The following is a 10,561-nucleotide window of genomic DNA, read 5'->3' as shown; positions in this document are numbered from 1 at the left end:
TGGCGAAGTCTCCATTCGAGCGCGGGAGGAGATCCTCGCGCAGGAAGCGGATGAAGCCGTCAATGGCAGCCAGGCAGCGCGTCTGCTCCTGCTTGAAGGCCTCCTGCAGGGCGGCGTCCTTCACGGGCTCGAAGGCCTTGGGCAGCGTGTCCGCATACAGGGCGCGCGTGCCCTGGGCCTGCATGAGGGCAATCTCCGTCCAGAGCCTGGGCGAGTTCTTCAGCGTGGCCTGGGCCGTGGAGAACACCGTGGGGATCTGCTTCATGCGGCTGACGGCGGAGCGCATGCGCTCCTCGAGCGGCGCGAAGTCCCGGTTGACGAGCTGGAAGAGGGCGAAGGAGGCAGTGCCGAGCCAGGTGTTGGGGTTGCGCTCCCAGTTGCGCACGGCCTCGTAGTCCAGGATGCGCGCCCGCAGGTGGTTCTCGAGGATGTCGTAGTCGGCCAGATCGAGCGGGGGCAGCGCAGCCCGGTCCACCTGCTGGGGCAGGGCGGCGAGCCGGGCCTTGAGCTGAGCGTGGTGGGCGGCGCGGTCCTCGGGAGAGAAGCCTCGCAGCTCCCCGTCATAGGTGTGGATGCCGGCCTGCGTGGCCATGGCCGGGAAGCGCCGGAAGGTGTCCTCGAAGTGCGCGTCCACGAAGGTGCGCAGCGCCACCTGGGCAGGCGAGAGGCTCGGGGCGGAGGCCGTCCCTTCGATCTGAGAGGGCGGTCGCGAGGAGGTGCAGGCGGAGGACAGGAGCAGGAGCGCGGAGAGGGCGCTCCTTGCACGCGGCGTGAGCATGAGGCCTCGAGGTGTAAGGTGCGGCTGGAGCCTCGCCGATACACGCTTGCCCGACAAGGCACGGGTGCTCTGGGCGATAATCTCCGCTCATGCTCTGGAGGACGCCGTGAAGAAGTGGATCATCCTGGGGATCGTGGCTGTCCTGGTGGTTGGCGCCTTCATCGTCCTGGACGTGGTCGCCAAGCGGGCCGCCAACCGGATGAACCAGGTCCATGGAGGCGCTCCCTACACCCCCACGAAGCGAGGGGCCGCGCTGCACTCGGAGCTCTTCATCGCGGATCTCCACGCCGACCCGCTGCTCTGGAACCGGGACCTGAATGAGCGCTCCTCCCAGGGACACGTGGATGTCCCCCGGCTCCTCGAGGGCAACGTCGCCCTCCAGATCTTCAGTGTCGTCACCAAGACGCCGAAGAACATGAACACCGAGAGCAATGACGACACCACGGATGACATTCAGCTGCTCTCCTTCGCCCAGCGGTGGCCGCCGAGCACGTGGTTCAGCCTCAAGGCCCGCGCGCTGTACCAGGCGAAGAAGCTCGCGAACACCGTTGAGGACTCGGAGGGCAGGCTCGTGTTCATCCGCACGCGTCCGGAGCTGGAGCGGTTCCTCGCCGAGCGCGAGAAGGATCCGGGCAAGGTGGGGGCGCTCCTCTCGCTCGAGGGCATGCAGGCGCTGGAGGGCAAGGTCGAGGCGGTGGATGCGCTGTACGACGCCGGCTTCCGGATGCTGGGGTTCGCGCACTTCTTCGACAACGAGGTGAGCGGCTCGGCCCACGGCGTCAAGAAGGAGGGGCTGACGGAGCTCGGGCGCGCCGTGGTGAAGCGCATGGAGGAGCGGGGGATGACGCTCGATCTCGCGCACGCCTCGAGGAAGACGTTCGAGGAGGTGCTCGCGCTCGCCACCCGGCCCGTCGTCGTCTCGCACACGGGGGTGAAGGGCACGTGCGACAACAACCGGAACCTGAGCGACAGCCAGCTTCGCGCCATCATCCGGAATGGCGGGATGGTGGGCATTGGCTACTGGAGCACCGCGACGTGTGGCAAGGATGCCAAGGCCGTGGCCCGAGCGATCCGCCACGCGGTGTCCGTGGCCGGCATCGATCATGTCGGGCTCGGCTCGGACTATGACGGAGCGGTCGCGGTTCCGTTTGATACGGCGGGCCTCGTCGAGGTGACGGACGCGCTGCTGGCGGAGGGGTTCGGGGAAGGGGAGATCCGGAAGATCATGGGAGAGAATGCCCTGCGGGTCTTGAGGGGGAATCTCCCCGCCCAGTGAAGTGCTGGCTTCAGTTCTCCACGGTGTACGTCTTGCGCAGGGGCTGCCCGTCGCGCTCAATCTCGAGCTCGATGCGTGAGGCGTCCCGCAGGTGGCCATAGGCCTCCAGGGCCCGTGTCGGACTGTCGAGCGAGAAGCCGTTGACGCGATGAACGATGTCTCCGTTCTTCATGCCGAGCCGGGTGTAGAGCGAGTCCGGCTTCATGGCGAACAGCTTGAAACCGTTGGGGACCCCGTTCCTGAACGAGGGCGCCACGCGGCCCTGCATGACGACCTCGTTCAGGTTGGCCAGCGTGTTCTCCACGTCCTGGCGCTGGATCGTGTAGGCCTCCGGGCCGGTCTGCCGGAGGGTGGCGCCAAAGCCGGAGGCGCGGGCGGCCGGAGGTGGGGGCGCCGTGGCCGGTCCGGGAGCAGCGGGGATCGAGGTGATGTCGAGGATCTCGGTCCGGCCGCCGTTCACGAGGATCACCCGGGTGCGCTCGATGGTGAGGACCTCGGCACCCTGGAGCGCGCTCCCCACCCACACCGTTCGCGTGCGCTGCGAGGCGTCGTCGAACACGGAGGCCAGGGACAGGTCCGCCGAGGGGGACGTCATCGTCCCCAGGAGCTTGAGCCCCAGCAGGGTGGTGGTGGGCGCTGCCTCCAAGGACAGGTCCAGGTACCGGGCCAGCTGCTCGGCGGAGAGGGACGTGGCAAGGGCCGCTGGGATCTTGGCGGGATCCAGGCGAGAGGACTCGGGCGCGGAGGGAAGCGGCGTCAGCGAGGTGCTCACCACGGTGTTGACCAGCTGCGCCACCAGCAGGCACGCGCACGCGAGCATGGCGAGGGTGAACGCATGAAACGAGGGGCGGACGAGCGACATCATGGCGGCCTCCGTGAGCGGGCTGTGGCTGACCGCTTCCCAGAGCAAGGCCGATACCAACGGTGAGGCCGAGCGTCCCTCCGAGGGGATGCCATGGGTCCTGGCCGGGCTCACCGTGCATTCACGTGACAGACTGTCACTACAGTCCCGCGTGTCGTGACGACTCGTCTGCTCAGCCGAACGAGGCGTCGCGGCCACGGGTCGGCAGCGCGGAGGGGGTGCCCGAGAGCCAGGCATCGACGGACTTCGCCGCCTCGCGCCCGTCTGAGATGGCCCAGACGATGAGGCTGGCGCCTCGGTTCGCGTCCCCTGCGCAGTACACCCCTTCCACCGAGGTCGCGAAGCGCGCGTCCACCTGCACCGCGCCCCGAGGCGTGAGCCGGACACCCAGCTCCTCCTGCAGCCTGCCTGTCTCCGGCCCCGTGAAGCCCATGGCCAGGATCAGCAGATCCACCTCGTGGCTCTCCTCGGAGCCCGGGATCTCCACGAGCCGGGTGGAGCCATCTCCCTGCCGCTGCAGCTCCACCTTCACCGCGACCAGCTTCTGGAGCTGTCCCTCGCTCCCGGACAGGTGCTTGGTCATGAGCCCGAAGGCGCGCTCGCCACCCTCCTCCTGGCTGGACGAGGTGCGGAACACCAGCGGCCAGCGTGGCCAAGGGCTCTCCGCGGACCGTGTCATCGGCGGAGCGGGCAGCAGCTCCACCTGCGTCACGCTCTTCGCGCCCTGCCGCAGCGCCGTGCCCAGGCAGTCCGAGCCCGTGTCCCCGCCGCCGAGGATGAGCACCCGCTTGCCCGCCGCGTTCAGCCGGGGCTCCAGCGTGGCCAGCCCCGCGACCACCCGGTTCTGGTGCTCCAGGTACTCCATGGCCTGCAACACGCCCGCAAGCTCGCGCCCCGGCACCTCCAGCTCCCGAGGCTTCCGGGCCCCCATGGCCAGCACGAGCGCGTCATGCTGCTCGCGCAGGGCACGGAAGCCGGGCTCCTTGCCCACGTCCACGCCCGTGCGGAACACCACGCCCTCTGCTTCCATCAGCGCCAGCCGCCGATCCAACACGCCCTTCTCCATCTTGAAGTCGGGAATGCCGTAGCGCAGCAGCCCACCCGGCCGATCATCGCGCTCGTACACGGTGACGGAGTGGCCCGCCCGGTTGAGCTGCGCCGCCGCCGCGAGCCCCGCCGGCCCCGAGCCCACCACCGCCACCCGCTTACCCGTGCGCCGCGCCGGCGGCTGAGGCTGGACCCAGCCCTCCGCGAAGGCCCGCTCGGCGATCTCCTTCTCCATCTGCTCGATGGTGACCGGACTCTGATCGATCGAGAGGACGCACGCGGCCTCACACGGCGCGGGGCATAGCCGGCCGGTGAACTCCGGGAAGTTGTTGGTGCTACTCAGCGCGAGGAAGGCCGCCTTCCAGCGCCCTCGGTACACCGCCTCGTTGAAGTCGGGGATGGGGTTCCCCAGCGGGCAGCCCTGCTGGCAGAAGGGGACGCCGCAGTCCATGCACCGCCCTGCCTGCCGCTTCGCCTCCTCGGGAGCCAGGGGCAGCACGAACTCGCGGGAGTCGTGAAGGCGCTCGGCCTTTTCCCGCTTGGGGGCAGGCACGCGAGACCACTCCATGAAACCGGTGGGCTTGCCCATGGCTCAGCCTTCCGCCCCGGCAACCTGCCGCCGCTGAGGTGCCAACGAGGGCGGCTTGCGTGCCGCGCGGCGCGCCAGGAGCACGCGCTTGTAATCCGTGGGCATCACCTTCACGAACTGCGGCACCATCAGCTCCCAGTTGTCGAGCACCCGCCGAGCCAGCGTGCTCCCCGTGTGCTGGAAGTGGCGCTCGATCATCCCGTGCACGAGCCAGGCCTCCGACTCGTCCACCAGGGACTCCAGCTCCACCATCTCCAGGTTGCAGCTCTTGCGGAAGGAGCGCTCCCTGTCGAGCACGAAGGCCATGCCGCCGCTCATGCCCGCCGCGAAGTTGCGCCCCGTGGGCCCGAGCACCACCACCACGCCCCCCGTCATGTACTCGCAGCCGTGATCCCCCACGCCCTCGACGACGGCCTGGGCGCCGCTGTTGCGCACGCCGAAGCGCTCACCGGCCAGCCCGCGCAGGTACACCTCGCCGGCCGTGGCGCCGTAGAGGACGGTATTGCCCACCAGCACGTTGTCCTCCGCGACGAAGCGGCTGCCCGCGGGCGGGTAGACGATGACACGCCCACCAGACAGTCCCTTGCCCAGGTAGTCGTTGGCATCCCCCTCCAGCTCCAGCGTCACCCCGCTGGTCAGGAACGCGCCGAAGCTCTGTCCGGCCGAGCCCTGCAACCGGATGCGGATCTGTCCATCCGCGAGCCCGCGCGCCCCATGGCTCCGGGCGATCTCTCCGGACAGCAGCGCCCCGACGGCGCGGTGGGTGTTGCTCACCGCGTGTACCAGGAGCGTGGGGCCTCCGCCCTCCAGCGTGGCACGCGCGTGCTTGAGCAGCTGGTGATCCAGGTGATCCGACACGTCCTTGCGCTGGGGAGTCTCACAGCGCCGGGGCTCTGTCTCCGGCGCGCGCGGCGGCGCCAGCATCGCGGAGAGATCCACCCGCTGGGCCTTCCAGTGCGTCGAGCCTTGCCGCTGCCGCAGCAGATCCACCCGGCCTACCAGCTCGCTCAGGCGACGCACGCCCAGGGACGCCATCAGCCGCCGCAGCTCCTCGGCCACCATGAAGAAGAAGTTCACCACGTGCTCGGGCTTGCCCTGGAAGCGCTCGCGCAGCTTGGGATCCTGCGTGGCGATGCCCACCGAGCAGGTGTTGAGGTGGCACTTGCGCAGCATCACGCAGCCCACCGCCACCAGGCTCGCGGTGGCCATGCCGAACTCCTCGCCTCCCAGCAGCGCGGCGATCAGCACGTCCCGCCCGGTGCGCAGGCCGCCGTCCACCTGGACGCGGATGCGGTCTCGCAGCCCGTTGTGCACCAGCACCTGCTGCGTCTCGGCCAGCCCCAGCTCCCACGGCAGGCCCGCGCGCTTGATGCTCGACAGCGGGGAGGCCCCCGTCCCGCCCTCGTACCCGGAGACGACCACGCACCCCGCGCCCGCCTTGGCCACGCCCGCGGCGATGGTCCCCACGCCCACCTCGCTCACCAGCTTCACGCTGATGCGCGCCGTGGGGTTCACCGACTGCAGGTCATAGATGAGCTGCGCCAGATCCTCGATGGAGTAGATGTCGTGGTGGGGCGGCGGTGAGATCAGCGTCACCCCCGGCGTGGCCCAGCGGACCCGGGCGATCCGATCATCGACTTTGTGGCCCGGGAGCTGGCCGCCCTCGCCGGGCTTGGCGCCCTGGGCGATCTTGATCTGCAGCTCGGCCGCGTTGACGAGGTACTCGGTGGTGACGCCGAAGCGGGCGCTGGCCACCTGCTTGATGGCACTGCGGCGCGAGTCCCCGTTCTCGTCCAGCACGTAGCGGTGGGCCTCCTCGCCGCCCTCGCCGCTGTTGGAGCGCCCGCCAATGCGGTTCATCGCCACGGCCAGCGTCTCATGCGCCTCGGCGCTGATGGAGCCAAAGGACATGGCCCCCGTGACGAAGCGCCGGACGATCTCGCCTGCCGGCTCTACCTCCTCGAGCGGGATCGGCGTGCGGCCCTCCGTCACCACCTCCAGCAGCCCGCGGAGGTTGCACAGCTCGCGCGTCTCATCGTCCGCCAGCTGCGAGTACTCGGCGAACACGGCCGCGTCGTTGGCTCGCACCGCCGCCTGGAGCTTCGCCAGGGTGGCCGGGTTCCACTTGTGAGTCTCTCCCCGGCGCCGCCACAGGTAGTACCCGCCCGAGGGGAGCAACCCCTCCTCGGAGGCCGCCTCCGGGCCGAAGCCGCGCGCGTGCCGCTCCTGGACCTCGCGCCCCAGCTCCCGCAGGCCCACGCCCTCGACTCTGGAGGCCGTGCCGGTGAAGTGGGTCTCGATCAGCGCGCGCTGCAGGCCCACCGCCTCGAAGAGCTGGGCGCCGCGGTAGGACTGCAGCGTGGAGATGCCCATCTTGGACATCACCTTGAGCAGCCCCTCCTCGATCGCGTGGATGTAGTGCTCCTGCGCCTTCTCGTGATCCACCTGCAGCTCGCCGGCCTCGGCCATGGCGCGCAGGGTGTCCAGCGCCAGGTACGGGTTCACCGCGGAGGCGCCATAGCCGAAGAGGCACGCGAAGTGGTGCACCTCGCGGGCCTCGGCCGTCTCCACCACCAGGCCGGTGTACATGCGGATGCCGTCCCGCACGAGCCGCTGGTGGACCGCTGAGAGCGCCAGCAGCGTCGGGATGGCAGAGTGCGTCGCGTCCACGCCCCGGTCGCTCAGCACCAGGATGTTGACGCCCGCGTCCACCGCCTTCACGGCCTCGTCACACAGCCACTCCACCGCGCGCTCCAGCCCCTCTTCTCCCCACTCCAGGGGGTAGATGAGGGTGAGCGCTCGCGTCTCGAAGATGCCCTGGTCGCGGATGGCGGCCAGCTTCGCGAGCTGCACGTTGTTGATGATCGGGCCAGGGAGCGCCATCCGGTGGCACTGCTCCGGCGTCTCCTCGAAGGTGTTGCCCTCGGGGCCCAGCTCCGTGCCCAGCGTCATCACCAGCGCCTCGCGGATCGGATCGATCGGCGGGTTGGTCACCTGCGCGAAGAGCTGGTGGAAGTAGGAGAAGAGGCTCGGCGCCTGATCGCTGAGCACCGCCAGCGGCGTGTCCGTGCCCATGGAGCCCACCGGCTCCTTGCCCGTCTCCGCCATGGGCTGCAGGAGCAGCCGCGCGTCCTCTTCCGTGTAGCCGAAGGCGCGCTGGAGCCGCCACAGCTCCTCGCCGCCGAGCCGCGCCGGAGCGGGAGGGGTAGGCAGATCCTCGAAGGTGGAGACGTTGCGCTCCAGCCAGCTGCGATAGGGCCAGCGGCCGGAGATGTCCGCCTTCACCTCCTCGTCCTCGAGGATGCGGCCCGCCGCGGTGTCCACCAGCAGCATGCGCCCTGGGGTGAGCCGCCCCTTGCGCCGCACCTGGGCGGGGGGCACGTCGATCACGCCCGTCTCCGAGGCCAGGATGAGGCGATCATCCTCGGTGATGAGGTAGCGCGCCGGGCGCAGGCCGTTGCGATCCAGCGTGGCGCCGATGAGCTGGCCGTCCGTAAACGCGATGGCGGCGGGCCCGTCCCATGGCTCCAGCAGCGCCGAGGAGTACTCGTAGAAGGCGCGCAGCTCGTCGCTCATGGTGGCGTGGCCCTCCCACGCCTCGGGGATCATCATCATCATCGCATGCGGCAGCGTGCGCCCGCCCAGGTAGAGCAGCTCCACCATGTTGTCGAACTGGGCCGAGTCGCTCTTGCCCGGGACGATGAGCGGGTACAGCGGCTCGAGGCTGCCGCCGAACCGGGCCGACTGGAGCAGGCCGCGGCGGGCGTTCATCCAGTTCCGGTTGCCGCTCAGCGTGTTGATCTCGCCGTTGTGGGCGATGTAGCGGAACGGCTGCGCCAGCTCCCACGTGGGGAAGGTGTTGGTGGAGAAGCGCGAGTGCACCAGCGCCAGCGCGCTCACCATGTCCGGGTGCTGCAGATCCTCATAGAAGCGAGGCAGCTGTCGCGGCAGGAGCAGACCCTTGTAGATGATCGTCTCCGCCGAGAAGCTGGCCACGTGGAAGCGTCCCCACCGGTCCGCGCCGCTCTCCCGCACGCGGTTCTCCGCGAGCTTGCGGATGCGGTACAGCTTGCGCTCGAAGGCGCTGGGCACCACGCGGCGCCGGGCCACGAAGAGCTGGCGGATGACGGGCGCCATCTCGCGCGCCACGGGGCCCAGGTGCTCGGGGGCCACGGGCACGTCCCGCCAGCCGAGGACCCGCTGGCCCTCCTCGACCACCACCTCCTCCAGGATCGCCTCGCACGTGGAGCGCGCGAACGGATCGGAGGGGAGGAACGTCTGTGCCACGGCATACTGGCGGCGCGGGGGAAGCTCGATGCGAATCCGCGCGGCCTCCTGCTCGAAGAGGCGGTGGGGCAGCTGCACGAGGATGCCTGCGCCATCTCCGGTCTCGGGATCACGCCCAGCCGCCGCGCGATGGCTCAGCCGGTTGAGCAGCTCCAGCGCGTCGTCGACGATGCCGCGCGACCGATCACCCTTGATATGGGCCACGAAGCCAACGCCGCAGGCGTCGTGCTCCGTCTCGGGTTCATACAGCCCATACCGCCCAGGGGCGTGCGACATCAAATGACTCCCTCCTTCACCGCGTGAGGCCCAACGTGTTCACAACCGGACCCAGCATGGTAATGCGTCGCGTTAAGGCAGGTAAAGGAGAGTGTGGGGAGGGGCCCCTTGGAGCGGCGGCACTCGGAGCAGGGAAGCAGGGGCTCGCGCCAGGGTGCCGAGACTCTTGGGGATCGTGCGGTGCGTCACGGAGCTCGTGACGCAGAGCGTGATCCCTTGACACCCGTGTTATCCCCTCCTGAGCCATGTCATCCACTGAGCGCCTCTATTTCTCCGATCCCTTCCTGCACCAGTTCACCGGACGCGTGATCGCGCACGCGGCCTGGAGCGGGGCTGCCTCGCTCGTGCTCGATCGCACGGGCTTCTATCCCGAGGCGGGCGGTCAGATGGCTGATCGCGGGCTGCTCGGGGGCTATGCGGTGAGGGATGTACAGGTGGATGACGCGGGTGTCGTGCATCACGTCCTGGAGCTGCCTGAGGGCAAGACACTGCCCGAGGTGGGTGCCGAGCTGGCGGGTGAGATCGATCGGGCCCGCCGCCGCGTGCACATGGCGCTGCACACCGGCCAGCACATGCTGTCGCGCGCCCTGGTGGATGTGGCCAGCGCGCACACGGTCTCCTCGCGCCTGGGCGAGACGCTCTGCACCATTGATGTGGATCTGGAGGTGCTCGAGGAGGCCCGCGTCGCCGAGGCGGAGGAGCTGGTGAACTCCGTGATCGACGATGATGTGGCGATCCGGGCCTTCTTCCCCACGAGCGAGGAGCTGGCGGCCTTGCCCCTGCGCCGCGCGCCCAAGGTGACCGACAACATCCGGGTGGTGCAGATCGGCGAGTTCGACGTGTCGCCGTGTGGAGGGACGCACTGCACGCGCTCGGCGCAGGTGGGGATGATCCGGGTGCTCGGCGTGGAGCGCTACAAGGGCAAGGGGAGGGTGTCCTTCTCCGCGGGCCGCCGCGCCCGGAGCGAGCTGTGGCACGAGGCCGGTACGCTGCGGGGCCTGAGCCGAGCCTTCACGTGCGGCCCGGGCGAGGTGCCCGTGGTCATCGACAAGATCCGCCGCGATCTCACCGAGGCGCGCGAGGCGCTGGGCGCGGCGCGGGCGAAGCTGGCCGATCAGGCCGCTGTGGAGCTGGCCGTGGCGCTGGAGAAGTCTCCGGACCGCCGGGTGGTGGCGGTGATCGATGGCGCCAGCCCCGAGTCGCTGCGTGCCATCGCCGCGAGGCTCACGTCCCAGCCCGAGTCGGTCGTGCTGCTCGCCGGCCGCGCTCCCGAGGGCATGCCGGTGCTGATCACCCGGGGGAGTGGCTCCAGCTTCGGGTGCGGTGCCTTCCTCAAGCGTCTGGCAGAGGCCGCGGGAGCGCGGCCGGCGAGCAGCACGACCGACTCGGGCTGGGACGTGAGCCTCGCGGCGATGGCACGCAGCGACTCGGGGCTGGCGCCATCGA

General features: G+C 69.8%; 6 protein-coding genes. 2 read left to right on the top strand and 4 right to left on the bottom strand.

All coding sequences use genetic code 11. The features are described 5' to 3' along the window. On the bottom strand, positions 1-778 hold a 778-nt coding region (locus tag VD972_RS24465; RefSeq protein WP_324990922.1), incomplete at its 3' end, for a DUF885 family protein. Positions 779-884: 106 nt separating this feature from the next. Between VD972_RS24465 and VD972_RS24460 the strand changes: the two genes are divergently transcribed. Further along, positions 885-2,054 carry a dipeptidase gene (locus tag VD972_RS24460; RefSeq protein ID WP_324990920.1) on the top strand — a complete coding sequence of 390 codons (1,170 nt, stop codon included), beginning with the start codon at positions 885-887 and terminating at the stop codon, positions 2,052-2,054. A 10-nt stretch (positions 2,055-2,064) separates the two neighbouring features. On the opposite strand, the gene gspC is transcribed toward VD972_RS24460, so the two are convergent. The 3 genes from gspC to gltB all read right to left on the bottom strand — a co-directional run bounded on the left by gspC (position 2,065) and on the right by gltB (position 9,115). Beyond that, entirely contained in the window at positions 2,065-2,919 is an 855-nt protein-coding gene (gspC, locus tag VD972_RS24455; RefSeq protein ID WP_324990919.1) for a type II secretion system protein GspC, read from the bottom strand. 169 nt (positions 2,920-3,088) lie between these two features. Further along, positions 3,089-4,552 carry a glutamate synthase subunit beta gene (locus VD972_RS24450; RefSeq protein ID WP_324990917.1) on the bottom strand — a complete coding sequence of 488 codons (1,464 nt, stop codon included), beginning with the start codon at positions 4,550-4,552 and terminating at the stop codon, positions 3,089-3,091. A gap of 3 nt (positions 4,553-4,555) precedes the next feature. After that, positions 4,556-9,115 carry a glutamate synthase large subunit gene (gene gltB, locus VD972_RS24445; RefSeq protein ID WP_414654110.1) on the bottom strand — a complete coding sequence of 1,520 codons (4,560 nt, stop codon included), beginning with the start codon at positions 9,113-9,115 and terminating at the stop codon, positions 4,556-4,558. A gap of 245 nt (positions 9,116-9,360) precedes the next feature. Between gltB and VD972_RS24440 the strand changes: the two genes are divergently transcribed. Continuing rightward, positions 9,361-10,561, top strand: a 1,201-nt coding sequence (locus tag VD972_RS24440) for an alanyl-tRNA editing protein (RefSeq protein ID WP_324990914.1), incomplete at its 3' end; no start/stop codon positions are given.

Origin of the sequence: Hyalangium sp., assembly GCF_035629615.1 — a bacterium.
GTDB lineage: Bacteria > Myxococcota > Myxococcia > Myxococcales > Myxococcaceae > Hyalangium.
Note: the sequence above shows the minus strand (reverse complement) of the source record. Positions and strands in the feature narration are given on the sequence as shown.